The sequence below is a fragment of the Shinella sp. S4-D37 genome (genome assembly GCF_040812195.1).
Taxonomy (GTDB): Bacteria; Pseudomonadota; Alphaproteobacteria; order Rhizobiales; family Rhizobiaceae; genus Shinella.
In genome coordinates this window covers 3,984,612-4,008,262 of sequence record NZ_JBFNXL010000005.1, presented here as the reverse complement: position 1 = coordinate 4,008,262, position 23,651 = coordinate 3,984,612, and the positions used below count along the sequence as shown (strand labels likewise).

The following is a 23,651-nucleotide window of genomic DNA, read 5'->3' as shown; positions in this document are numbered from 1 at the left end:
AAATTGCCCAATCCATCCCTCCTCAAAGGCTGCGACCTGCTACCCTGTCCATTGTGACAGGTTCTAGCAGCTTGACCCCCGACAAGAAAGTGTGCATATTTTGAAAATGTGATCACAAAAATAATTATGTGATACGGAAGGGAACCATGACTCCGAACGACGATGCCAATTGGCTGATCAATGCCGACGGCGTGGAGAGCATCCAGGCCGTGGTCTGCGACCTGAACGGCATCCTGCGCGGCAAGCGCGTGCCCGTGGGGCAGGCGGAAAAGGTGCTGAAGGGCGGCATCCGCATGCCGCTTTCCATCGTGGGCGTGGACGTGTGGGGCGAGGATATCGTCGGCTCCAGCCACGTCTTCGCCTCGGGCGACATGGACGGCATCTGCAGCCCGACCGGCCGCGGCGCGCTGCCCGTCAACTGGACGCTGAAGCCGTCGGCCGTCGTGCCGCTCTGGCTGTTCAAGGAGGACGGCAACCCCTTCCTCGCCGATCCGCGCCAGGCGCTCGCCCATATCGTGCGGCAGTACCATGAACTGGGCCTGCACCCCGTCGTCGCCTCGGAAATGGAATTCTACCTGATCGACGCCGAGCCCGACCACGCCGAGCCGCCGATCTCGCCCTATACCGGCAAGCGGCTCGATTCCGACGCCATCCTCTCGATCGACGAACTCGACGATTTCGGCCAGTTCTTCTCCGACGTCTATGCGGAATGCGAGCGGCAGAACGTGCCGGCGGATTCGGCCGTCGCCGAAAACGGCATCGGCCAGTTCGAAATCAACCTGATGCATTCCGACGACCCCTTGAAGGCCGCCGACGACGCGCTGTTCTTCAAGCGCATCATCAAGGGCGTCGCGCGCAAGCACGGCTTTGCCGCCACCTTCATGGCAAAGCCCTACGGCATGCGTTCGGGCAGCGGCATGCACATGCATTTCAGCCTCATCGACGAGGACGGCAACAACGTCTTCGACAACGGCACGCCGGAAGGCTCCGACATCATGAAACACGCCGTCGCGGGCCTGACGCGCGGCATGGCGGAATCGACGCTGCTCTTCGCGCCGCATTTCAACTCCTATCGCCGCCTGCGGCCGGACACGCACGCGCCGACCTCCGTCTCCTGGGGTTATGAGAACCGCACCGCCGCCATCCGCATTCCCGGCGGCAACAACAAGGCACGGCGCATCGAGCACCGCGTCGCCGGCGCGGACGCCAATCCCTATCTGGTCATGGCCGGCATTCTCGGCGCCGCCCTCGTCGGCATCCGCAACAACTGGGAGCCGCCGGCGCCGGTCTCGGGCCGCGCCTATCTCTCGCAACTGCCGCGCATTCCCTCGGAATGGGGTTCGGCCGTCACCGCCTTCGAGAACGGCTCGATCGTCTCGGAGATCTTCGACGCCGACCTCCGCTCCATGCTGATCGCCTGCAAGCGGCAGGAAATCGCCGGCTTCGCCGAACAGGTGACCGACTTCGAATTCAGCGCCTACCTGGAAATCGTCTGATGGCCAACAACGTCTCCTATGCCGGCAACGGCGCCTATCCCGACAGCTACTACGCCGCCTCCCGCAACATCATCCGCACCCCGAAGGTGCTGGAGGGCGCGGTCACGGCCGACGTCGCCGTGCTCGGCGCCGGCTATTCCGGCCTTTCCACCGCCATCCACCTTGCCGAGAAGGGCTACAAGGTGGTGATGGTCGAGGGTGCCGGCATCGGCTGGGGCGCCTCCGGCCGCAACGGCGGGCAGGTCGTCAACGGTCTCAATGCCAGCCTCGACACCATCAGGCGCCGCTACGGCGATGAAGCCGGCGCCTTCGTCGGCGGCCTGGTGCAGGAGGGCGGCAGGATCATCCGCCGCCTGGTCTCGCAGTATGATATCGATTGCGACCTGAAGGACGGCAACATCTACGCCGCCTACACGCCCGCCCACATGAAGGAGCTGGAGCAGAAGAAGGCCCTGTGGAAGAGCTACGGCATGGACGACCACCAGATGCTCGACAAGGCGGCGATCCAGAAGCTGGTGAAGACCGACGCCTATATCGGCGGCATGCTGGACACGACCGGCGGCCACATGCATCCGCTCAACCTAACGCTCGGCGAGGCCAGGGCGCTGGAGACGCTCGGCGGCGTCATCTACGAACAGTCGCCCGTCACCCGCGTCGAGCACGAAGCGGAAAAGCCCGTCATCCACACGGCGAAAGGCAGCGTGACGGCCAACGTCGCCGTCATCTGCGGCAATGCCTATCTCGGCCATGTCGTGCCGAAACTGGTTTCGCGCGTCATGCCCGTCTCCACCCAGATGGTCGCCACCGAACCACTCGGCGCCGAACGCGCCGACGCGCTGATCCCGAGCGACATGTGCGTGGAAGACGTGCGCTACATCCTCGATTATTTCCGCCTGTCGGCCGACAAGCGCATGATCTTCGGCGGCGGCACCGTCTACGGCGGCACGGACCCAGCTGACGTGCGCGCGAAAATCCGCCCGAACCTCGAAAAGGTCTTCCCTTCGCTGAAGGGCGTGAAGATCGACTATGCCTGGAGCGGCAATTTCGCGCTCTCCTTCTCGCGCGTGCCGCAGATGGGCAAGATCGGCAGGAACACCTATTTCGCCCACGGCTACAGCGGCCACGGCGTGACCGGCTCTCACCTTTTCGGCCGCATCCTCAGCGAGGCGGTCGACGGCGACCTTTCTCGCTTCAGCCAGTTCGAGAAGCTGCCCTGGATCCCCTTCCCGGGCGGGCGCCTGTTCCGCGCACAATATTCCACCATCGGCTCCTGGTGGTATCAGTTCAAGGACGCCTTCGGTCTTTGAGGCCTCACACATTTCAGAACGACAGGGCCGGCGTTCCCGCCGGCCTTTTGTTTGCAACGCCACCGACCGCCAAACCCCTTGCGCACCGCCGCAAGCGGGATTATGCCTTGCCTTGCTCTAACGGGGTGCCCGCGGGTTTCGATCCACCGGCTGAGAGGCGATTTCGCCAACCCGAAGAACCTGATCCGGCTCGTACCGGCGGAGGGATTAGACGGCACATCCAGCGCCCTACTCCCGTTTTGTGAACAGCAAGGAGGCGCAGATGCGCAAGACCCTTTTCTCCACCATCGCGGCACTCGCCGTTTCCCTCGCGTCTCCCGCGCTCGCGCAGGAAAAGACGCTGACCATCTATACCTATGAGAGCTTCGTCGCCGAATGGGGGCCTGGCCCCAAGGTAAAGGAAGCCTTCGAAAAGACCTGCGACTGCACCGTCGAATGGGTCGGCGTCGCCGACGGCGTGGAACTGCTGACGCGCCTGAAGCTTGAAGGCGAAGGCACGAAGGCCGACTTGGTGCTCGGCCTCGACACCAACCTCATCACCGAGGCCAAGGCGACCGGCCTCTTCGAGGCGCATGGCCTTTCGCCGGCCGACCTCACCGTGCCGGGCGGTTTCTCCGACGACACGTTCCTGCCCTACGACTACGGCCATTTCGCCGTCGTCTATGACAGCGAGACGCTGAAGACCCCGCCGGCGAGCCTGAAGGACCTCGTCGAAGGCGACCCGTCGCAAAAGATCGTCATCGAGGACCCGCGCACCTCGACGCCGGGCCTCGGCCTGCTGCTCTGGGTGAAGTCGGTCTATGGCGACAAGGCGGGCGAGGCCTGGGGCAAGCTCAAGGATCGCGTGCTGACCGTCACGCCCGGCTGGTCGGAAGCCTATGGCCTCTTCACCAAGGGCGAGGCGCCGATGGTGCTGTCCTACACGACCTCGCCGGCCTACCACGTCATCGCGGAGAAGAGCGAGCGCTACAAGGCCGCCGCCTTCTCCGAAGGCCATTACGTGCAGATCGAGGTCGCCGGCCTGACGCGCACCGCCGACGACAAGGATCTCGCCCGCCAGTTCCTGACCTTCATGACCGGCCCGGAGTTCCAGTCCATCATCCCGGAAACCAACTGGATGATGCCGGCCGCCAAGACGAAGGACCCGCTGCCTGCCGCCTTCGACGCGCTGGTGAAGCCGGAAAAGACCTTCCTGATGCCCTCGGACGAGGTCGCGGCCAACCGCAAGGCCTGGATCGACGAATGGCTGACGGCGATGAGCGCCAAGTAACGTGATCTTCGCGCGCGCCGAACGACGGACGCTGCGTGTCGCCGGGGGCCTTGCCCTCGGCACCGTGGTCGCTTTCGTCGGCGCGGCGACGGCCGTGCTTCTCGCCTATGCCGGTCCCGGCGCCGGTGCGCCGCTGTTCGATGCCTATATCGGGCGCGTCGCGCGGTTCACACTGCTGCAGGCGACGCTCTCGACGCTGCTCTCACTCCTTCTCGCCATTCCCGTCGCCCGGGCGCTCGCCCGGCAGCGGGATTTTCCGGGCCGCGTCTGGATCATCCGGCTTTCCGTCGTGCCGCTCGGGCTACCGGCGCTGGTCGCCGCGCTCGGCGTCGTCGAGATCTGGGGCCGGCAGGGCGTCGTCAACGACCTCCTGGGGCTTGCCGGGCTGCAGAACCCCGTCAGCGTCTACGGGCTCGCCGGCATCCTGATCGCCCATGTCTTCTTCAACCTGCCGCTCGCCGCGCGCTTCCTGCTGGCGGCGCTTGACCGCATTCCGGCGGAATACTGGCTGACCTCCGCCAATCTCGGCATGGGCGGCGGCGCGGTCTTCCGGCTCATCGAATGGCCGGTGATCCGGCGCATCCTGCCGGGCATTGCCGGGCTCGTCTTCATGCTCTGCGCGACGAGCTTCACCATCGTGCTGACGCTCGGTGGCGGGCCGGCGGCAACGACGATCGAGGTGGCGATCTACCAGGCGCTGCGCTTCGATTTCGATCCCGAGCGCGCCGTGCTGCTCGCCGTCCTGCAGATCCTCGTCACGGCGAGCCTGCTCTGGCTGATCTCGCTGTTCGGCCGGCCGCCGGAGGAGGGCATGACGGCCGGCCGCACCATCCGCCGTTTCGACGGGCGCCGGCGCCGCCTTCCCGACGGTCTCGTCATCCTCGTCTTCACCCTCTTCACCGCCGCCCCGCTCGCCGCCACCCTCGTCTCGGGCCTTTCCGCCGATCTCGGCCGGCTGGCGCTCGATCCGCTGCTGCACCGCGCGCTCCTCACCAGCCTTGCCATCGCCTTCGCCTCGGCCTGGCTCAGCCTTGCGATCGCGCTGCCGATCGTACTCGTGCCGCGGCTTGCGGAAACGGGCGAGGCCGGCATCGCGACGCGGCTGATGGGCCGCGCATTGCCGGCGGTCGGCTCGCTCATCCTGCTCGTGCCGCCGGTCGTCGTCGCCACGGGCTGGTTCCTCGTGCTGCGGACCTTCGGCGAAACCGGGCGCTTCGCCCCCGCCGTCGTCACCGTCCTCAACGCGCTGATGGCGCTGCCCTTCGTCGTGCGCGTGCTGGAGCCGGCCTACCGCACGCATCTTGCGCGCACCGCCCGGCTCGCCCTCAGCCTCGGCGTCACCGGACTGCATCGCCTGCGATGGATCGACCTGCCGGCCCTCCAGAAGCCGCTGCTCACCGCCTTCGCCTTCGCCATGGCGCTGTCGCTCGGCGATCTCGGCGCCGTCGCCATCTTCGGAGCGGAGGGGTTCACCACCCTGCCCTGGCTGCTCTTTTCCCGCATGGCGAGCTATCGTACCGCGGATGCCGCCGGCATCGCCCTGCTGCTCGGCACGATATGCCTTCTCCTGACGCTGCCCTCGACGGCGGCGGAGCGCCCGACCGAAAGACAACGCGCCGATGCCTGACCTCGCCATCCGCCTCACCGATGTCACCGTCCGCTTCGAGGAGAAGCGGCTGTCCTTCGACTGCGCCATTCCCACCGGGGCCGCGGTCGCCGTTTCCGGCCCCTCGGGCGCAGGAAAATCGACGCTGTTCAACGTCATCGCCGGCTTCCAGGCGTCGGCCTCCGGCGCCGTCCGGCTGCTCGGGAAAGACATGGCGGGGCGGGACCCCGCAGAACGGCCGGTCTCGATCGTCTTTCAGGACAACAATCTCTTCGCGCACCTGACGATCGCCGACAATGTCGGCCTCGGCATCGATCCGGCCTTGCGACTGGATCCGCCGGCACGCCAGCGCGTGTTCGCCGCGCTGGCCCGCGTCGGCCTCGGCGGCTACGAGCGGCGCCTGCCGGGCTCGCTCTCCGGCGGGGAACGGCAGCGCGTGGCACTCGCCCGCGCCCTCGTGCGGCGCCGGCCGATCCTGCTGCTCGACGAACCCTTCGCCGCGCTCGATCCGGCCATGCGGGCGGAGATGGCAAAACTCCTGGCGGAGCTGCGCCGCGAGACGAAAAGCACCATGCTTTTCATCACCCACCAGCCCGAGGACATCCGCCGGCTGGCCGACCGGGTGATGTTCCTCGAAGCGGGCACGGTCCTTCTCGATGAGCCCGCCGACGATTTCCTCTCGCGGCGGGAGCCGCCGGCCGTTGCGAAATTCCTCGGTCATTCCACGCTTTAGCGGCACGGCCGGCACCGCGCCCCGGCGATGCGCCACAATTTGGACGCCCCCCTGTGTCACCGGAGCCACAAGGGAAGCGTTTGTCGAATCGGGAGTTGCCGGCCAGGTATGGTGCGTCTATCTCATCCATTCGAGGACCCGGTTCGGGCTATGGGCAAGAGATATGGCGAGAGCAATGCAGGACGCTGCAATGGTACGCGGGCGCCGGGTTTCAAAACCCGTTGCGGCGCTGATGCTTGCCGGCATGCTGCTTTCCGGCTGCCAGTCGATCATCGAGCAGACCTATGAGCCGACGATCTCGCCCTCCTCCAATCCGCAGATCGTCGAAGAGGTGCAGAAGAACGACCCGCGCGCCCAGATGGGCGCCCGCGAGCACCCGCGCATTGTCGCAAGCTACGGCGGCGAATACAAGGACGCCAAGACCGAGCGGCTGGTCGCACGCATTGCCGGCGCGTTGACGCTCGTTTCGGAAAACCCCAACCAGTCCTACCGCATCACCATCCTGAACTCGCCCGCGATCAACGCCTTCGCGCTGCCGGGCGGCTATCTCTATGTCACCCGCGGCCTGCTGGCGCTGGCCAACGACGCCTCGGAGGTCGCCGCCGTGCTGTCGCACGAAATGGCGCACGTCACCGCCAACCACGGCATCGAGCGGCAGAAGAAGGAAGAGGCCGAGGTCATCGCCAGCCGCGTCGTGGCTGAGGTTCTTTCCAGCAACATCGCCGGCAAGCAGGCTTTGGCGCGCGGAAAGCTGCGCCTTGCCGCCTTCTCGCGCAACCAGGAGCTCCAGGCGGACGTCATCGGCGTGCGCATGCTGGGCGAGGCGGGCTACGACCCCTATGCCGCGGCGCGCTTCCTCGATTCCATGGCGGCCTATGCCCGCTTCACCGCCGTCGATCCCGACAGCGACCAGAGCCTCGACTTCCTGTCGAGCCATCCGAACGCGCCGCAGCGCGTGGAACTGGCCCGCCTGCACGCCCGCGCCTTCGGGGCGGAAGGCTCGATCGGCGACCGCGGCCGCGACTACTACCTCGCCGGCATCGACGGCCTGCTCTACGGCGACGCGCCGGAGGAGGGCTATGTGCGCGGCCAGACCTTCCTGCACGGCAAGCTCGGCATCCGCTTCGACGTGCCGGCCGGCTTCCAGATCGACAACAAGGCCGATGCGGTGCTGGCGACGGGACCCGGCGATGTCGCGATCCGTTTCGACGGCGTCGCCGACAGCCGCAAGCAGGGCCTCGTCAACTATATTTCGAGCGGCTGGGTGACCGGCCTCCGGCCGGAGACCATCCGGCCCGTCATGATCAACGGCCTGGAGGCGGCGACGGCCAAGGCTGCGGCCGACCGCTGGGAGTTCGACGTCACGGTCGTGCGCATCGACAACCAGATCTACCGCTTCCTGACCGCCGTGCCGATGGGCTCGAAGGCGCTGGAGCCGACCGCGGCGATCCTGAAGGCCTCCTTCCGCAAGCTGACGCCGCCCGAGGTCGCCTCGCTGAAGCCGCTGCGCGTGCGCGTCGTCACCGCGCGGGCGGGCGATACGATCGCTTCGCTCGCCGGACGGATGATGGGCACGAACCGCAAGCTCGACCTCTTCCGCCTGATCAATGCGATGACGGCGACAAGCACCATCCGCCCGGGCGAAAAATTCAAGATCATCAGCGAATAGCGCGATCCCGGCCGAATGGCGCCGTCAGGGCGCCAGATGCGCGAAGGCCGCGACGACCTCCTCGTAGACCTTGCGCTTGAAGGGCACGATGAGGCCCGGCAGGTCGCGCATCGGCTTCCACTCCCAGGCGTCGAATTCCGCGTCATGGCCGCCCGGCGGCGGGTTGATCGCAATCTCGTCCTCCGCGCCTTCGAAGCGGAAGGCATACCAGCGCTGCGTCTGGCCGCGATACTTGCCCTTGAGGCCGATGCCGATCAAATGCGGGGGCAGGTCGTAATTGATCCAGCGGCCGGCATCGCCGAGCAGCGAGACGTTGCGGATGCCGGTTTCCTCATAGAGTTCGCGGTAGGCGGCTTTCAGCGGGTCCTCGCCCTTGTCGATGCCGCCCTGCGGCATCTGCCAGAGCTGCGGCGAGCCGTCATATTCGGAATTGCCCACGGGAATCCGCCGGCCCGCCCAGACCTTGTTGTCGGCGTTCAGCACCATGATGCCGACACAGGGGCGGTACGGCAGGTCCTCGGCCCGAACCACCCTGTCCTTTTCCTTGCCCATCGAAATGTCCTATTGCTTGGCGGGAACGGCTGCGAGCGACGCGACGCCGACGATCTCGATGCCGCGGCCGCCTGCTTCCTCGCACCATTCGCGGATGGCGTCCACACTTTCGTCGAAGGCCGAAGCCATGCCGATCGCCGTGCCGTTGCGCCGGGCGATGCGTTCGAGCTCGTCGAGCTTCTTCAGGATCGCCTCGCGCGAAAGGTCGCCGTCGAGCTGGAGGTCGGCAAAGGCATGCGGGGCCTCGACGGCGCCGGCAAGCGTGCCGGACAGCGACTGCGCCGAACTGCCGTCGTCGAGGAAGAGGAGGCCGCGGCTGGAAATGTCGCGGATGACGGGTTCCAGCGCGTCGGCATCGGAGAGGAAGCGGCCGCCCATGAAATTGACGATGCCGGTATAGTTGGTGATCTGCGCCATGGCGCGGTGCAGTTCCGCAAGGTTTCCGGCTTCGCCACGATCGGTGCGCAGCGTGTAGGGACCGGGATCGTTCTGCGGATAGTCGAAAGGCTCCAGCGGCATCTGCAGCAGGATCTCGTGGCCACCGCGGCGCGCCTCCTGCATCCAGCGCGGCAGGCTGTTGCCGCTGGCGGCAAAGGCAAGCGTCACCTCGCCCGGCAGTTCGCGGATGGCGCGTTGCGTGCCCGTCTGGCTGAGGCCGAGCCCGCCGACGACGATGGCGAGGCGCGTGCCGCGCGCCCCGGACCAGGGCCGCGCGTACTGATCCATCGGCCGCGTGCCGTCGAGGCCGATGATCGGGATCTTGCCGTCGGAGGTTTCCTCCAAGAGATCCTCGTTGGGGAAGGCGGCGGAGCGCGCGTCCTGGCCGATGCGGTTCGCCTCGATGATGAGGGGGCCGGTGCCGCTGCGCGTGCCCGGCGTGTAGGTGCGCACCACATTGCCGTCGTCGGTCAGCGTTTCCTCGACGCGCGCGCCGGAAAGGCCGTTCGCACGGCGTACCCCGTTGCTCGCCTCGGCCGTCTTGCGGTCGGCCTTGTCATTCGCCTCTGCGGCGGCGTCTTCCGCCGAGACGGTGTAGGGGGTGGTGCCGAGGCCGCTCGGGGCGGTTGCGGTCCAGCCGGAAAAGCCGAGGAGCGCGAGGACGGCAAGGGTGAACAGCACGGTGCCGGCCGAAAACCGCGAGGGTCCCGCCGATCGGGGCCTTGCCTTGCGGTCCTGGCCGAGAGGTGCGTGAATGTCTGTGCCCAAGGTCAGTCCGCGATCGCGACAGGCGTCTGGTGCAGGGGGAAATCCGGGCCCGTGCGGTAGCGGGCCCGGAGGAGGCGGGTTACTTGTTCAGCTCGGCCTTTTCCGGATTGGCCGGGAAGGCCTTGTCGGTCTTCTGGCCGCGCAGCAGTTCCAGCGCGTACTGAAGCTGGAGATCGTCCTTGGCTTCCGGCGGGACATAGGCGGAAGAACCGGAGCCGGCCTCCGTCTCGCTCTGGCCCTGGATGTGACCGCGCAGGTTCGATTCGCCGGCGGATTCCAGCTTGCCCTGCAGTTCGGGCGGCAGCGGCTGCTCGACGGCGATGTCCGGCGTGATGCCGGTGCCCTGGATCGACTTGCCGGACGGCGTGTAATAGAGCGCCGTCGTCAGGCGCAGCGCGCCGGCATCGCCCATCGGGATGATGGTCTGGACGGAGCCCTTGCCAAAGGAGCGCGTGCCGAGCACGGTGGCGCGGCGCAGGTCCTGCAATGCGCCGGCGACGATTTCCGAGGCCGAGGCCGAGCCGCCATTGACCATGACGATGACCGGCTTGCCATCGGTGATATCGCCCGGCGTTGCGTTGAAGCGACGGGTCTCGTCCTCGTTGCGGCCGCGGGTCGAAACGACCTCGCCGCGCTCCAGGAAGGCGTCGGAGACGTTGATCGCCTGGTCGAGCAGGCCGCCCGGGTTGAGGCGCAGATCGAGCACGTAGCCCTTCAGCTTGTCGGCGGGGACCTCTTCCTTGATCTTGGTAATCGCGGCTTCCAGGTCGTCATAGGTCTTCTCCGTGAAGGAGATGACGCGCAGGTAGCCGACATCGTTCTCGACGCGGGACTTGACCGCCTTCACCGCGATGATGTCGCGCACGACGGTCAGCTCGATCGGCTTGTCGGCGCCCTTGCGGATCAGCGTGAGCTTGATCGGCGTGTTGACAGCGCCGCGCATCTTCTCGACCGCTTCCTCCAGCTTCAGGCCGCGCACGTCCTGGCCGTCGATTTTCGCGATGAAGTCGCCGGCAAGGACGCCGGCGCGGGCGGCCGGCGTGTCGTCGATCGGGGTGATGACCTTGACGAGCTCGTCCTCCATCGTGACCTCGATGCCGAGGCCGCCGAATTCGCCGCGCGTCTGGGTGCGCATGTCCTCGGCGTCCTTGGCATTCATGTAGGAGGAATGCGGGTCGAGCGAGGTGAGCATGCCGTTGATGGCATTCTCGATGAGCTGGTCTTCCTTGGGTGGCGTCACATATTGCGCGCGCACGCGCTCGAAGACGTCGCCGAAGATGGAAAGCTCGCGATAGGTCGACGAGCCGGCGGCTTCGGCCGGCAGGGTGGCCGTGTTGATGACGCTCATCGCCGTGGCACCCATGAGTGCACCGACGAGAACAAGAGAAGCCCTACGTATCATTGCGTGCCTTTCCAGAATTTTTTGCGGACCACCACGGCCGGGAATCAACCGGTTTTCCGTTCTTTCGGAATTCAATGTAAAGTGTCGGCTTGTCCGTTTCCAGCGTCAAAGCGTTGACACTCGCCACCCTTTTTTCACCCATCACGGCGAGCGGCTCTCCCGCCACGACGAACTGACCCTCCCGCACGCTTACCCGGTCCATGCCCGAAAGGACCAGATGGTAGCCCTCCCCGGCGTTCAGGATGATCATGCGCCCATAACTGCGGAACGTGCCAGCGAAGACGATCCATCCATCGGCGGGGGCCGTGACGAGCGCGCCCGGATTGGCCGCCAGCGTCAAGCCTTGCGAATCATGGCCGGTGCCGTCCGCTTCGCCGAATTGGCGCAGAACGTCGCCGGCCACGGGAAAGTCCAGTTTCGCCTGCAGTTCGGAGAATTCATATGCCGGAGCAATGCGGTTTTTGTCGGGCACGCTGTCGCGGGCGAGCGCCCGCGCCCTCTCCCGCTCGGCCTCGCTCTGGCTCCGCCGTTCCTCTTCTTTCGCCCGGGCGAGCGCGGCGGCGTCGCGCACCGAACCGATGTCGCGCTCCAGGCTGCTTATCAGCCCTTCCAGGCTGGTCGCGCGGGCGGCAAGCTCCTCGGCGCGGCGGCGCTCGGCGGCGAGCGTGCGGTTGTTGGTCTGCGCCAGCGCCTCGTTCTGCGCGACCAGCAGTTCGGAGCGCTTCTCCTCCTGGATGCGCAATTGCATGGCATCGGTCAGTTCCGTGCGCTCGCGGTCGATGTCGCTCTTGATCTCCATCAGCGCCGCCAGGTCGTCGACCAGCTCATCCGTCTCCCTGCGGATGCCCGGCACGACCGCGCCGAGGAGAATGGCGCTGCGGACCGAAGAGAGCGCGTCCTCCGGATTGACGAGCAGGGCCGGCGGCGGGTTGCGCCCCATGCGCTGGAGCGCGGCCAGCACTTCCGCCAGCAGGCCGCGGCGCTCGTGCAGGGAGGCGCGGACGCCCGCTTCCCGCTCGCGCATGCCTTCCAGGCGCTTCTCGCCGGCAAGAATCTTCTCCTCCATGCTCTTGCGCGTGGCGGCCGACTTGACGATTTCCTCGCGCAGGGTCTGGCGGGTCTTCTCCAGCTTGGCGATCTCGGCTTCCAGCTCTTTCGTCTTCTCCTCGGAAACCGTGATCGACTGGGAGAGCGTTTCGAGTTCGCGGCGCGTGCTGTCGCGGCGCAGCGCCAGGGCGGCGGCGGGATCGGGCTCGGCCCTCGGCAGCGATCCCGTCTTTTCCTGCGCGATGCCGGTCTCGTCCGGCTCGGCGGCGACCGGGTGGGAAAGAAGCGCCAGCACCAGGGCAGCACAAAGCCCCGCCGGCCGCAGCAGGCGGCCGACGCCTTTCCCCGGATCGACTGTGTCGGCTTTCCTCATCGCTCCCCGAACGTGTTTCCCTACCGCTCTATGCTGATTTGCTGCTTTCGCCAAGAATGTCCCTTGGCCACAAACCGCGCCGAAAATACGGCTGCGGCCCATCCTGCGCCTCCAGCCTTGCGCGGCGGTGATGCTTGCGCCGTCAGCTGCGGTGATAGGGGTGCCCGGAAAGGATGGTGACCGCGCGATAGAGTTGTTCGGCGACGAGGATGCGCACGAGCTGGTGCGGCCAGGTCATCTTGCCGAGGCACAGCGTGGCGTCGGCGCGCTCGTAGAGGGCGGGATCGAGCCCGTCGGCACCGCCGATGGCGATCATCAGGTCGCGTTTTCCCCCATCGCGAAAGCCGCCGATGAGATCGGCGAAAGCGGGGGAATCGAGCGCCTTGCCACGCTCGTCGAGCAGGATCAGAACGGCGCCGTCGGGCAGCGCCTTTAGCAGCAGGGCCGCTTCCTCGCGCTTGCGCGTCTCGGCATTGCCGGCACGGCTTTCGCCGACCTCGGCAAGCCTGCCGAGGTCGAGGCCGATCGCCGGGCCGGCCTTGGCGAAACGGTCCATGTAGCGGGCCGCAAGATCCTTCTCAGGGCCGGCCTTCAGCCGTCCAACCGCAAAAAGTCCAACCCGCATCGACCCAAGCCCTGTCCGTTCGGGTGACACTCAAGCCGCGTCACCGTTTTTCCTCGCCGGACAGGCGCCCGGCGTCATCTCAATGGACGGTGCCGTCCTCGATCTCGGGAGCCGCCCACATCCGTTCGATGTTGTAGAACTCCCGGACTTCCGGCCGGAACACGTGAACGATGATATCGCCCGTGTCGATCAGCACCCAGTCGCCCGCCTCGAGACCTTCGACGCGGGCATTGCCCAGGCCCTCGTCCTTGAGATCGGAGATGAGGTGATCGGCAATCGCCATGACATGACGGTTCGAGCGGCCGGATACGACCACCATGTAGTCGCCCAGCGCCGATTTGCCGGCAATGTCGATGGTAACGATATCTTCTGCCTTCGAGTCCTCGAGGCTTGCGAGGACCAGTTGAAGGGCACGGTCGGCGGCATCGTCGCCCCTTCCCGCGCTCCTGGAGAAAACGCCGATGACGTTTCCCTTCGCGTGCACTGTTGTCAGGTTCGTTCCTTTCTGTGTAACAGGACAAGCACGTCTTGTACCGGCGTGTCGGGCCGGCACCTACCAAATGTAGGCATCAAAGGTTACCACTTTCAAGACGTCACTTCTGAGGGATGGTTTTCTCTAGCGCCGCCTGGCTGCGCAGCGCCGTGGAACTGAGCGGCGAGCGAGGGCCGTGGATGAAGGTCCAGGCCGGCGCCCGGTGGCGGGCAAGCGACATCGCATCCTCCTCGTCGATGCGCGCATAGTCGAAGGTTTTCGCCATGCGCGAAGAGAGATAGGCGAGCGTCGAGCCGGGCCGGTCGATGACGGCGATGGGGAAGGTGCAGGCGATCTTCTGCCAGTTCTGCCAGCGGTGGAAGGTGCCGAGATTGTCGGCCCCCATGATCCAGACGAAATGGACGCCGCGGTTCAGCGCCTGCACGCGCTGGAGGGTCCTTGCCGTATAGCTCTGCCCGAGCCGCTTCTCGAAGGCCGTCACCTTGACGCGCGGGCCGGGAGCGATGTCCTCGCTGAGGCGGATGCGCTCGGCGAGCGGGGCGAGCTCGCGGTGATCCTTCAAGGGGTTGCCGGGCGTCACCATCCACCAGAGCTGGTCGAGGCCGAGGCGGCGCAGGGCGATTTCCGCGACCAGCGCATGACCCTGGTGCGGCGGGTTGAACGAGCCGCCGAACAGGCCGATCGCCATGCCCTTTTCCGCATGCGGCATTCTCAGGTAGCGCTCTGCAACCGCGTCCGACGTCACTTAGGGCCGCACCTGTCCGGTGCCGCGCACGCGGTATTTGAAGGAGGTGAGCTGCTCCACGCCGACGGGGCCGCGCGCATGCATCTTGCCCGTCGCGATGCCGATCTCGCCGCCCATGCCGAACTCGCCGCCATCGGCGAACTGGGTGGAGGCGTTGTGCAGCAGGATCGCCGAATCGATCTCCGTGAAGAAGCGTTCCACGACGTCGGGATCCTCGGCGATCACGGCTTCCGTATGGGCGGAGGACCAGCGGTTGATATGCTCGATCGCGCCGGAAATGCCGTCGACGAGCGAAACGGAGATGATGGCGTCAAGATATTCCGTCGACCAGTCCGCCTCCGTCGCGGCAACGAGATTTTCGATGCGGGCGCGAATCTCGTCCGTCGCGCGCACCTCGCAGCCGGCGGCGGCGAGGCCTTCGAGAAGCGGTGCGAGATGCGTGTCGGCGACAGCGCGGTCGACCAGCAGCGTCTCGGCAGCGCCGCAGATGCCCGTGCGGCGCATCTTCGCGTTGACGACGATCGTCTTCGCCATGTCGAGATCGGCGGATCTGTCGACATAGATGTGGCAGAGGCCTTCGAGATGGGCGAAGACCGGCACGCGCGCCTCGCTCTGCACGCGGGCGACGAGGCTTTTTCCCCCGCGCGGCACGATGACGTCGATGGTGCCGCCGAGACCGGACAGCATGGCGCCGACAGCGGCGCGGTCCGTCACGGGCACGTACTGGATCGCGTGTTCCGGCAGGCCGGCGGCCTTGAGGCCGGCGACCAGGCAGGAATGGATCGCCTGCGATGAATGCACGCTGTCCGAGCCGCCGCGCAGGATGACGGCATTGCCGGCCTTGAGGCACAGCGCCCCGGCATCCGCCGTCACGTTCGGCCGGCTCTCATAGATGACGCCGATGACGCCGAGCGGCGTGCGCACGCGCTCGATATGCAGGCCGTTCGGCCGGTCCCATTCGGCGGTGACGTCGCCGACCGGGTCCTTGAGGCCCGCGATATCGCGGATCGCGCTCGCAATGCCCTCGATGCGCTCGGCCGTCAGCGTCAGCCTGTCGATGAAGGCGGCGGCGACGCCGCTCTCCCGGGCATTGGCGAGGTCGATGGCATTGGCGGCGAGGATGGCATCGCGGCCGGCGAGGATTTCCGCGGCCATCGCTTCCAGCGCACGGTTCTTCGCATCGGCGGTGGCGATGGCCAATGGCCGTGCTGCCGCGCGGGCATCGCGGCCGATCCCGGCCATCAGGCTGTCGATGTCGGTCCTGACCTGGTCAAGCATGGCTGACGTCCTTTTCCGCCTCGACGGCGAACGGCGCGGAAAGGCCGGTCACCACGAGGTCATCCCTGTGCACCATGGCGGCGCGGCCGGCATAGCCGAGGATGGCGGCGATCTCCGCCGATTTCTTGCCGATGATCATGCGGGCCTCGTCCGCATCGTAGCCGGCAAGCCCGCGGGCGATCTCGCGCCCGCTCGTGCCGTAGATCGAGACCGTGTCGCCGCGCGAGAACGTGCCCCGGACGCCGCGCACGCCGGCGGGCAGCAGGCTCTTGCCCGAGGTCAGCGCCGTTTCGGCACCGGCGTCGATCTCCAGCCGGCCGGCCGGCTGGAGCTGCCCGGCGATCCAGGTCTTGCGCGCCGTCACCGGCGAACCCGAAGGCGCGAACCAGGAGGAGCGTGCACCGTCTTCGACGGCACGCAGCGGATGGTCGACCTTGCCGGACGCGATGATCATGGCGCAGCCCGCGCCCGTCGCGATCTTGCCGGCATCGATCTTGGTGCGCATGCCGCCGCGCGACAGTTCGGAGGCAGCACCGCCGGCCATGGCCTCGATCTCGGGCGTGATCGCCTCGATCGTTTCGAGGAAGCGTGCCTCGGGGTCGAGATGCGGCGGGGCGGTATAGAGCCCGTCGATATCGGAGAGCAGCACCAGCAGGTCGGCGCCGGTCATGGTGGCGACACGGGCGGCGAGCCGGTCGTTGTCGCCGTAGCGGATCTCCGTCGTGGCGACCGTGTCGTTCTCGTTGATGATGGGCACGGCGCCGAGCTTCAGGAGCTGGTTGATCGTCGCGCGGGCGTTGAGGTAGCGTCGCCGCTCCTCCGTGTCGCCGAGCGTCAGGAGAATCTGGCCGGCGACGATGCCGTCCGTCGAGAGGCTCTCCGACCAGGCGCGGGCGAGCGCGATCTGGCCGACGGCGGCCGCCGCCTGGCTCTCCTCCAGCTTCAAGGCACCCGCGGGCACCTTCAGCACGGAGCGGCCGAGCGCGATGGCGCCGGAGGAGACGACGAGCACCTCGGTGCCGCCGGCCCGCAGCGCCGCGATATCGCGGCACATCGCGTCGAGCCACGCCTTCTTGAGGCCGCTCGCGCGGTCGACGAGCAGGGCCGAGCCGATCTTGATCACAATCCGGCGGTGTTTTCCGAGCGGTTTGCGGTGCTTCGTCATCTCAGTCGTCGGATCCGGAGTTCTTCGCCTCAACGATGACGTCGCGTAGCGCCCTCAGCGTGCTCGTCATGCCGACATGGGCGACGGCCGAGATCTGGAACGGCGTCTGGCCGCTCGCCTTCTGGAGCGCCTTGGTCTTCTTCTTCAGTTCGTCCTCGTCCAGCAGGTCGATCTGCGACAGCGCGACGATCTCCGGCTTGTCGGTGATGCCGCCGCCATAGGCTTCCAGCTCGTGCTTGACCGTCCTGTAGGCCTTGGCGACGTCCTCCTCCTGCGCGGAGACGAGGTGCAGCAGCACGCGCGTGCGCTCGACATGGCCGAGGAACCGGTCGCCGAGCCCGATGCCGTCATGCGCGCCCTCGATGAGGCCGGGAATGTCGGCGAGGATGAACTCGCCGCCGTCGATCGTCGCGACGCCGAGGTTCGGGTGCAGCGTGGTGAAGGGATAGTTGGCGATCTTCGGCCGGGCCCGCGTGCAGGTGGCGAGGAAGGTCGATTTCCCGGCATTCGGCAGACCGACGAGGCCGGCATCGGCGATCAGCTTCAGCCGGAGCCAGATGGTCTTCTCGTCGCCCTCCAGGCCCGGATTGGCCCAGTTCGGCGCCTGGTTCGTCGCCGACTTGAAATGCGCGTTGCCGAAGCCGCCATTGCCGCCGGCGGCCAGCTTGAAGCGCTGGCCTTCCGCGACGAGATCGACGATCAGCGTCTCGTTGTCTTCTTCGAAGATCTGCGTGCCGACCGGTACCTTCAGGGTCACGGAGGCGCCGTTCGCGCCGGTGCGGTTGCGGCCCATGCCGTGCGTGCCGGTCGCGGCCTTGAAATGCTGCTGGAAGCGGAAGTCGATCAGCGTGTTGAGGCCGTTGACGGCCTCCACCCAGACATCGCCGCCGCGCCCGCCGTCGCCGCCGTCGGGGCCGCCGAATTCGACGAATTTTTCACGACGGAACGAGACAGCCCCTGCCCCGCCGTCACCGGACCGGATATAGACTTTTGCTTCGTCCAGGAACTTCATCGGCTCGCCGTTCGCTTTTCTCGTATTTTCATAGTGCCGTCTTCGATATAGCCGCTTCCGTGAGAGGTCAAAGACTATCGTGAAATTCGTCAGCTACAACGTTCAGTACGGCATCGGTCTCGACGACCGCTTCGACTTGCCGCGCATCGTCTCCAGCATCCACGGCGCCGATATCATCGCGCTGCAGGAAGTCACCCGCGGTTTTCACCGCAACGACCACGTCGACATGGTTGCCGAGTTGCAGACGCTGCTGGCCACCCACCATTCCGTCTTCGGCGCGGCCTGCGATCTCGATGCGGGCTCGGCGATCGAGCAGGGCCGCGTGGTCAACCGCCGTTTCCAGTTCGGCAACATGATCTTCTCGCGCTGGCCGATCCTGTCGACCCGCACCATCCTTTTGCCGCGCACGCGCACCCTCGACAAGCTGAACCTGCAGCGCGGCGCGACCGAGGCGGTGATCGCGACACCCAGGGGGCCGCTCCGCGTCTATTCCGTGCATCTCGACCATGTCCACCGCGACGAGCGCATCGCGCAGATCCGGTATCTGAAGGACCGCGCCCAGCTCTACCCCGTCGAGGGCGGGGCGATTTCCGGCGCCCACGAATTCGATCTTGCCGAGCCGCCGGTGCCGGAGGACTACGTGCTGATGGGCGATTTCAACATGGTGCCGGAATCGCCGGAATATTGCGAGATGGTCGGCGGCGTCGACGCGCTCTACGGCCGGCAGATCCGCGCCACCCATCCGGTGGACGCGCTGGCCGGACTCGGCAAGCGCCATGCCGCCAGCTACAGCTGGGTCGATCCGAAGAACCATGCCGAACGCCTCTTCCTCGATTACTGCTTCCTCAGCCACGGCCTCGTGGAGCGGCTGACGGACGCCTGGGTCGACGAGACCGCCTTCGGTTCGGACCACATGCCGGTCTGGTTCGAACTGTCGTGAGCGTCAGGGCCGGGACGGATCGCTCCGCCCCGCTCCTTTTCAATGCCGGGGTGCCGCCGGGCGGAAATCGCCCGGCTCCAGCCGCGTTTCGATATGCGGCACCATCGCGCCGCGGGCGACGCAGAAGAGATCGCTGCATCCGGTGATGCGGAAACCCGCCTTCTCCTGCACCCTGAGCGAGGCGACGTTGTCGGCGAAGATGCCGGAACGGATATCCGTGCCGGGCATCCGCATCAGGAAGCGCGCCGTCGCGGCATGCACGGCCTCGCTCATATAGCCCCGCCCCCAGTAGAAGCGGTTCAGCCAGTAGCCGAGCTCCCAGCCGCCGCAGTTGCGCTCGAAGGAGAGGCAGCCGATATGCACGTCGTCGCCCGCCGTGATGGCGAAGGCCCAGCCCTCGTTGAGATCGCTGGCGGCGACGGAAAGCCATTCCGTCGCATCCTGCCGGTCATAGGGGGCGGGCACCCGCGCCAGCATGCGCGAGACCTGGAAGTCGTTCAGCGACTGGGCGATCGCGTCCGCATCGCCCATACGGTGCGGGCGCAGGACGAGGCGGGGCGTCGCGACGGTCGGGCAGGGCCCGGGGCCGGTGACGCGCTCGCGTTCGATCCGGGTCTGCATGGCGTTCATCGCATGCCTCCCCAGCTCTTCAGCGAGACCCAGGTCTTGCGGTCCAGCCTGTACCATTCGACGGGCACCATGCCGCCAACGGCAAGGCTCTGCACCATGCCGGTCGCCTGGAACTGGAAGCCGCACTTCTGGATGACCCGGCGCGAGGGGATGTTCATGACCCGGCAGCGCGCGTCGATCTGCTCGATATCGCGGGTGCGGAAGACCATGTCGATCAGCGCGTGCGCCGCCTCGGTGACATAGCCCTGGTTCCAGTAGGGCTCGCCCAGCCAGTAGCCGAGTTCGACGGTGCGTCCGTCCTCGTGCGGCTCGATCCCGCAGCAACCGAGGAAGGCGCCGTTATCGGCTTTCGTAATGGCATAGACGCACTTGCCAATCGCGCCGGCGCGTGTGCGTCGCACGAAATCGGCAGCATCCGCGACCGTATAGGGGTGCGGCATGCGGGCGACCATGTTGGCGATATTGGCGTTGTTGGCGAGATGGGCAAGGGCGTCGATGTCGTCTTCGTGCGGGGCTCTCATGACGAGCCTCTGCGACAGCAAGATCGGGCAATCGGTCCTCGACCGTTCGGGCCTCAGCCGTTCCTTGGGAGACCGTGATTGGTCTTCCCGTAACAATTCGGTCTGCATGGCTCAGTCCTCCAGAGCAAAAAGGGGAGATAAGGTCTTGCCTCATCTCCCCTTTTTTCTTCAGGCCTGAACCTGTAGCGTCAGCCGGGTCGATGAGACGCCGGCTGTTTTAGAGCGCTACCGGCTTATTCCGCTGCTTCCGCTTTCGGGGCTACAGACACGTAGACGCGACCGTTGGCCTTCGTACGGAAATTCACATTGCCAGCTGTAAGGGCGAAGATCGTGTGATCCTTGCCGAGGCCGACATTGGCACCGGGATGCCACTGCGTGCCGCGCTGGCGAACGATAATGTTGCCTGCGAGGACGGCTTCGCCGCCGAACTTCTTCACGCCGAGGCGCTTGGACTGGGAATCGCGACCGTTGCGCGAGGAGCCGCCAGCTTTTTTGTGTGCCATGGGAGTTCTCCTTTACCTGTCCGGATTATTCGGCTGCAGCTTCAGCGGCGGCTTCGGACTTCTTGGAAGCCTTCTTCGCCTTGCCGGCTGCGGCGATGTCGATGATGCGGACGGTCGTGTTGTGCTGACGATGGCCGCGCGAGCGCTTCGAGTTCTGGCGGCGGCGCTTCTTGAAGGCGATGACCTTCTTGGCGCGGCCATGCTCGACGACTTCGGCCGTCACGACGGCGCCTTCGACGAAGGGCGCGCCGATCGTGGCGTCGGCGCCGACGCCGACCATCAGCACTTCGGTGAATTCGATCTTGGCGCCTGCGTCGCCCGACAGCTTTTCAATCGTCAGGACGTCGTTGGCGGCCACGCGGTACTGCTTACCGCCGGTCTTGATGACTGCGAACATATTTTATCCTTTCATGTTCGTGCCGGCTCTTTGTCCCGAAAAGGGCAAGGCCGTCTTTTTGTCAGTCGGTGATGGCGATGCATTGGCGCACCGCCGGCTCAATCGGTTCGTTGTAAACAGCCGCATGGCGTGGCACAAAGAACCAGCGTCGCGGCACAAGTGAGACCTGTGCCACTGCACCTTGCGCAATAGGTGAGGCGATGAAAACTGTCAAGGGGATTTCCGTCACCATGACAAATAGATGAACTTTCGGTCGCCTGGCCCCCTTGCAAGGCCGCCCGACACCCGCTATGTACCGCCCGCGCTCAAAAGGCGCCGACCCGATGCGGAGAGGTGGCAGAGAGGTCGAATGCACCGCACTCGAAATGCGGCATACCTGCAAGGGTATCGTGGGTTCGAATCCCACCCTCTCCGCCATTTTCCTTGATTTCATTGCATTTTTCGGGATTTTTCGCCGATTGCCATAACCTTGAAAGAAAGGTCGGCCAGCGCGCGTCGAGTGCGGGTGACGTGGTATCGCGCTGGCCTGTGGTAACTAAATAAAAGGCGGCGACGGCGATCTTCTTCAGCGCCCATATGTCGAAGCACATAAGGCCCCTTAAGTACTTCTATCCGGTAGTTTGAAAATCATAACGTGGCGTCCGGCTGCGCCTATGTCGCAATGCCACCGCCCTCCATGGCGACGCGCTAGGGCCCGCGCCAATTGCTCCGCGAGTTCTTCCGGCGTCGGCTCATCCACCTGATCGCCTTGATGGGCGAGCGCCCCAGCGCCTGCCCAAGGACCCAAAACTCCCGCACCTAGTGCGCAGAGTGCTTTGCGTCTGCTCCCATTCATTTTGTTCCCCCTTTGTGCTGAAAACAATACCGTCTGGCCGCCCTCTCAATGTTGAGGAGCTGCGGCGCGCGGCCGCTTCCCGACCGGATATGAATACGGTCGGGAAGGAACTGGAGCCCCTGGCGAGATTCGAACTCGCATCATCCGTTACGGCTTCGCGGGGTAGAACTCCCGGACCGGTACAGGGGCGATAGGTTTAGGAAGCGGGATAAACCGCGTATTCGGCGCGCTCGACCCAGGCATATGCGCGGTCGCCCGCACGATTCTCCTCGACCCACTCGTCGACGGCTTCCTTCGCGTGCTCGAAGCTGAGCGCGACACCAAGGCAACCGACCTGACCGTTGCGGCACGTCATCATCACGAATCTCGGCTGGGTCATGCCGTCACCTCCGGATACTTGATTCCACTCGCAATCACCGGAACGTATTCCGGGGCGATCGTCATGACACGCTGGTCGCCTCTGTAGAGGTCGACGCCGAGGTCATGCTCGTTGTGACGCAGCATGTACTGCTCGCGGCCGATGAAGACGGTGCTGCCTTCTGGATACCAATCGCGCCAGTTCATGCCGTCACCTCCCTGTAAATCTCGCCCGCACGGACGGTCTTGTACGTCAGCCAGTCCATTGCGCCGCGACCGGTGTTGCATTCGCTGCAAGCCAGCGCGAGGTTGTCGGGAGCGTTTGTCCCGCCATCGGCCTTGCGGCGCAGGTGCTCGATCGTTTCGCTCGAAGGATGTGGCTTTTTGTTCTTGTGTGGCGGCCCCATCTGGCGAGCGCAGTAGCAGCACATCCCGCCCTGCGCTTCGCGGAGGCGGCGGCGTACCCTCATGAACTTTGCCATCAGGCTGCCTCCTCTCCGCACAACATCCCGAACCCCTGCTCGATCAGCCCGTCGTGGTCGGCGATGCCGCGTTCGGAAGGATCCTCTTCCCGCTCGTCGTCCTCCAGATCCGGATCGCCGTCAGCGGCGTCCAGGAGCGCTATGAGAATGTCGATGGCCTTTTCGATCTTGTGGCGGTGCAGGACGGTGGTCATGCTGCGACCTCCTCGACCGGCAGACCGACGAGCGCGCGGTACATTGCGATGGTCTCCTCGCTGCTGGCTTCGACCTTCGTGATCCGCAGCGCTTCGAGCGTGGCGACCTTGAGGCGAACCAGATGCGGATTTCCGTCATAGCAGATGACGTCGGCGGCATCGCCGCGGATGCCCAGGATCATCAGGGGCCACTTGCGGCCGCCCTCCTTTTCGAAGTCGACGACATCACCGGCCTGGAACTTCGGCGGGTTCTGGCATCGCAGATGACGCCGGAAGGCGGCAATCGACTTCGGGTTGTTGGCGTTCCTTAACGGACTGGTAACTGCGTTTCGTTTCGGCATGGGACACCTCGTTGCGTCTTTCGTATCTAGGTGATACCTTTAGATCACGACGATCCCGATGTCAATACCAAAAGGTCATAGTGATACCAATGGATCAGAATAACCTATCTGGCCGACAACTTGCGGCGGCAAGAACGCTCCTCGGAAAGACGCAGGCTGAGATTGCCTCGGCGGCGAAAATCAGTGTGCCCACTTTGAAGCGAATGGAGGCGAGTGAAGGAAGTGTGTCAGGCATGACGAACAACGTCGCGGCTGTTGTTGCCGCCCTGCTAGACCTTGGAATCGTCTTCATCCCGTCCAACGGCAACGGCCCAGGCGTGCGTCTGAGGGATCGGCAGGAATAGCCTCGCGCGTGCGCGCGAGGTGAGACGGCCCGCCGCAAGGTGCTGTATGAGTTGGAATTTCCTGAGACTAAGCAGGGGGCCAGCGGAGGAAGCAACGCTGGCAAGAGCAGGAGTGAAGTCGCCATTGT

28 protein-coding genes, 2 tRNA genes and 1 riboswitch are annotated in these 23,651 nt (G+C 65.8%); of the genes, 9 read left to right on the top strand and 21 right to left on the bottom strand.

Annotation, left to right across the window (positions count from 1 at the left end; translation table 11 throughout):
- Positions 1-146 precede the first annotated feature (146 nt).
- The 6 genes from AB3G45_RS27120 to AB3G45_RS27095 all read left to right on the top strand — a co-directional run bounded on the left by AB3G45_RS27120 (position 147) and on the right by AB3G45_RS27095 (position 8,081).
- Positions 147-1,496, top strand: coding sequence for a glutamine synthetase family protein (locus AB3G45_RS27120; RefSeq protein ID WP_367833475.1), 1,350 nt, complete (start codon positions 147-149; stop codon positions 1,494-1,496).
- Positions 1,496-2,803 carry an NAD(P)/FAD-dependent oxidoreductase gene (locus tag AB3G45_RS27115; RefSeq protein WP_367833474.1) on the top strand — a complete coding sequence of 436 codons (1,308 nt, stop codon included), beginning with the start codon at positions 1,496-1,498 and terminating at the stop codon, positions 2,801-2,803. Before AB3G45_RS27120 ends, AB3G45_RS27115 begins: the two co-directional genes overlap by 1 nt.
- A gap of 111 nt (positions 2,804-2,914) precedes the next feature.
- Positions 2,915-3,027, top strand: a riboswitch (TPP riboswitch).
- Positions 3,028-3,065: 38 nt separating this feature from the next.
- Positions 3,066-4,073, top strand: coding sequence for a thiamine ABC transporter substrate binding subunit (gene thiB / locus AB3G45_RS27110; protein ID WP_367833473.1), 1,008 nt, complete (start codon positions 3,066-3,068; stop codon positions 4,071-4,073).
- A 1-nt stretch (position 4,074) separates the two neighbouring features.
- The gene (gene thiP / locus AB3G45_RS27105) at positions 4,075-5,700 is read left to right on the top strand and encodes a thiamine/thiamine pyrophosphate ABC transporter permease (protein ID WP_367833472.1); all 1,626 of its coding nucleotides are present in this window, start codon (positions 4,075-4,077) and stop codon (positions 5,698-5,700) included.
- Entirely contained in the window at positions 5,693-6,412 is a 720-nt protein-coding gene (thiQ, locus tag AB3G45_RS27100) for a thiamine ABC transporter ATP-binding protein (protein ID WP_367833471.1), read from the top strand. The genes thiP and thiQ overlap by 8 nt, the downstream gene beginning before the upstream one ends.
- 190 nt (positions 6,413-6,602) lie before the next feature.
- Entirely contained in the window at positions 6,603-8,081 is a 1,479-nt protein-coding gene (locus AB3G45_RS27095) for a M48 family metalloprotease (RefSeq protein WP_367833470.1), read from the top strand.
- 24 nt (positions 8,082-8,105) lie between these two features.
- On the opposite strand, the gene AB3G45_RS27090 is transcribed toward AB3G45_RS27095, so the two are convergent.
- From AB3G45_RS27090 to obgE, 10 genes are all read right to left on the bottom strand, one after another.
- Positions 8,106-8,633: an RNA pyrophosphohydrolase gene (locus AB3G45_RS27090; RefSeq protein ID WP_367833469.1), complete on the bottom strand. Its 528-nt coding sequence runs from the start codon at positions 8,631-8,633 to the stop codon at positions 8,106-8,108.
- 9 nt (positions 8,634-8,642) lie between these two features.
- On the bottom strand, positions 8,643-9,839 hold the full coding sequence (locus AB3G45_RS27085) for a divergent polysaccharide deacetylase family protein (RefSeq protein ID WP_367833468.1): 1,197 nt from the start codon (positions 9,837-9,839) through the stop codon (positions 8,643-8,645).
- 79 nt (positions 9,840-9,918) lie between these two features.
- A complete protein-coding gene (locus AB3G45_RS27080; protein WP_367833467.1) occupies positions 9,919-11,241 on the bottom strand; it encodes a S41 family peptidase in 1,323 nt (440 codons plus the stop codon).
- Positions 11,231-12,661, bottom strand: a complete 1,431-nt coding sequence (locus AB3G45_RS27075; RefSeq protein WP_367833466.1) for a murein hydrolase activator EnvC — start codon at positions 12,659-12,661, stop codon at positions 11,231-11,233. Before AB3G45_RS27075 ends, AB3G45_RS27080 begins: the two co-directional genes overlap by 11 nt.
- Before the next feature lie 142 nt (positions 12,662-12,803).
- A complete protein-coding gene (gene rlmH / locus AB3G45_RS27070) occupies positions 12,804-13,286 on the bottom strand; it encodes a 23S rRNA (pseudouridine(1915)-N(3))-methyltransferase RlmH (protein WP_367833465.1) in 483 nt (160 codons plus the stop codon).
- Positions 13,287-13,365: 79 nt separating this feature from the next.
- A complete protein-coding gene (gene rsfS, locus AB3G45_RS27065; protein ID WP_367833464.1) occupies positions 13,366-13,770 on the bottom strand; it encodes a ribosome silencing factor in 405 nt (134 codons plus the stop codon).
- A gap of 109 nt (positions 13,771-13,879) precedes the next feature.
- Entirely contained in the window at positions 13,880-14,488 is a 609-nt protein-coding gene (locus tag AB3G45_RS27060) for a nicotinate-nucleotide adenylyltransferase (RefSeq protein ID WP_367833687.1), read from the bottom strand.
- 36 nt (positions 14,489-14,524) lie between these two features.
- The gene (locus AB3G45_RS27055) at positions 14,525-15,802 is read right to left on the bottom strand and encodes a glutamate-5-semialdehyde dehydrogenase (protein ID WP_367833463.1); all 1,278 of its coding nucleotides are present in this window, start codon (positions 15,800-15,802) and stop codon (positions 14,525-14,527) included.
- Positions 15,795-16,967 carry a glutamate 5-kinase gene (gene proB, locus AB3G45_RS27050; RefSeq protein WP_367833462.1) on the bottom strand — a complete coding sequence of 391 codons (1,173 nt, stop codon included), beginning with the start codon at positions 16,965-16,967 and terminating at the stop codon, positions 15,795-15,797. The genes AB3G45_RS27055 and proB overlap by 8 nt, the downstream gene beginning before the upstream one ends.
- 1 nt (position 16,968) lies before the next feature.
- Positions 16,969-17,979 carry a GTPase ObgE gene (gene obgE / locus AB3G45_RS27045; RefSeq protein WP_367833461.1) on the bottom strand — a complete coding sequence of 337 codons (1,011 nt, stop codon included), beginning with the start codon at positions 17,977-17,979 and terminating at the stop codon, positions 16,969-16,971.
- Positions 17,980-18,058: 79 nt separating this feature from the next.
- Between obgE and AB3G45_RS27040 the strand changes: the two genes are divergently transcribed.
- A complete protein-coding gene (locus AB3G45_RS27040) occupies positions 18,059-18,919 on the top strand; it encodes an endonuclease/exonuclease/phosphatase family protein (protein WP_367833460.1) in 861 nt (286 codons plus the stop codon).
- Positions 18,920-18,958: 39 nt separating this feature from the next.
- Here the strand turns inward: AB3G45_RS27040 and AB3G45_RS27035 are convergent, their stop codons facing one another.
- The 5 genes from AB3G45_RS27035 to AB3G45_RS27015 form a co-directional block, all read right to left on the bottom strand.
- Positions 18,959-19,549 (bottom strand): GNAT family N-acetyltransferase, encoded by a 591-nt coding sequence (locus AB3G45_RS27035; RefSeq protein ID WP_367833459.1) that lies wholly within the window; start codon positions 19,547-19,549, stop codon positions 18,959-18,961.
- Positions 19,546-20,178: a GNAT family N-acetyltransferase gene (locus AB3G45_RS27030; RefSeq protein WP_367833458.1), complete on the bottom strand. Its 633-nt coding sequence runs from the start codon at positions 20,176-20,178 to the stop codon at positions 19,546-19,548. Before AB3G45_RS27030 ends, AB3G45_RS27035 begins: the two co-directional genes overlap by 4 nt.
- A gap of 125 nt (positions 20,179-20,303) precedes the next feature.
- On the bottom strand, positions 20,304-20,573 hold the full coding sequence (rpmA, locus tag AB3G45_RS27025; protein ID WP_023515222.1) for a 50S ribosomal protein L27: 270 nt from the start codon (positions 20,571-20,573) through the stop codon (positions 20,304-20,306).
- Positions 20,574-20,598: 25 nt separating this feature from the next.
- Complete coding sequence (rplU, locus tag AB3G45_RS27020; protein WP_367833457.1) at positions 20,599-20,970, bottom strand: 50S ribosomal protein L21; 372 nt, start codon at positions 20,968-20,970, stop codon at positions 20,599-20,601.
- Positions 20,971-21,031: 61 nt separating this feature from the next.
- On the bottom strand, positions 21,032-21,184 hold the full coding sequence (locus tag AB3G45_RS27015; protein WP_367833456.1) for a hypothetical protein: 153 nt from the start codon (positions 21,182-21,184) through the stop codon (positions 21,032-21,034).
- Positions 21,185-21,297: 113 nt separating this feature from the next.
- Here AB3G45_RS27015 and AB3G45_RS27010 point away from each other — a divergent pair.
- Positions 21,298-21,387 (top strand) — tRNA-Ser (locus tag AB3G45_RS27010).
- Between the two features lie 529 nt (positions 21,388-21,916).
- Here the strand turns inward: AB3G45_RS27010 and AB3G45_RS27005 are convergent.
- The 6 genes from AB3G45_RS27005 to AB3G45_RS26980 form a co-directional block, all read right to left on the bottom strand.
- Positions 21,917-21,994 (bottom strand) — tRNA-OTHER (locus AB3G45_RS27005).
- Positions 21,995-22,001: 7 nt separating this feature from the next.
- On the bottom strand, positions 22,002-22,184 hold the full coding sequence (locus AB3G45_RS27000) for a hypothetical protein (protein WP_367833455.1): 183 nt from the start codon (positions 22,182-22,184) through the stop codon (positions 22,002-22,004).
- Entirely contained in the window at positions 22,181-22,369 is a 189-nt protein-coding gene (locus AB3G45_RS26995) for a hypothetical protein (protein ID WP_272805565.1), read from the bottom strand. Before AB3G45_RS26995 ends, AB3G45_RS27000 begins: the two co-directional genes overlap by 4 nt.
- Positions 22,366-22,644 carry an HNH endonuclease gene (locus tag AB3G45_RS26990; RefSeq protein WP_367833454.1) on the bottom strand — a complete coding sequence of 93 codons (279 nt, stop codon included), beginning with the start codon at positions 22,642-22,644 and terminating at the stop codon, positions 22,366-22,368. The genes AB3G45_RS26995 and AB3G45_RS26990 overlap by 4 nt, the downstream gene beginning before the upstream one ends.
- Complete coding sequence (locus AB3G45_RS26985; protein WP_367833453.1) at positions 22,644-22,838, bottom strand: hypothetical protein; 195 nt, start codon at positions 22,836-22,838, stop codon at positions 22,644-22,646. Before AB3G45_RS26985 ends, AB3G45_RS26990 begins: the two co-directional genes overlap by 1 nt.
- Entirely contained in the window at positions 22,835-23,179 is a 345-nt protein-coding gene (locus tag AB3G45_RS26980; protein WP_367833452.1) for a hypothetical protein, read from the bottom strand. The genes AB3G45_RS26985 and AB3G45_RS26980 overlap by 4 nt, the downstream gene beginning before the upstream one ends.
- An 89-nt stretch (positions 23,180-23,268) precedes the next feature.
- Here AB3G45_RS26980 and AB3G45_RS26975 point away from each other — a divergent pair, with 89 nt between their 5' ends.
- Complete coding sequence (locus AB3G45_RS26975) at positions 23,269-23,523, top strand: helix-turn-helix transcriptional regulator (protein ID WP_272805568.1); 255 nt, start codon at positions 23,269-23,271, stop codon at positions 23,521-23,523.
- The last annotated feature ends 128 nt before the right edge of the window (positions 23,524-23,651 follow it).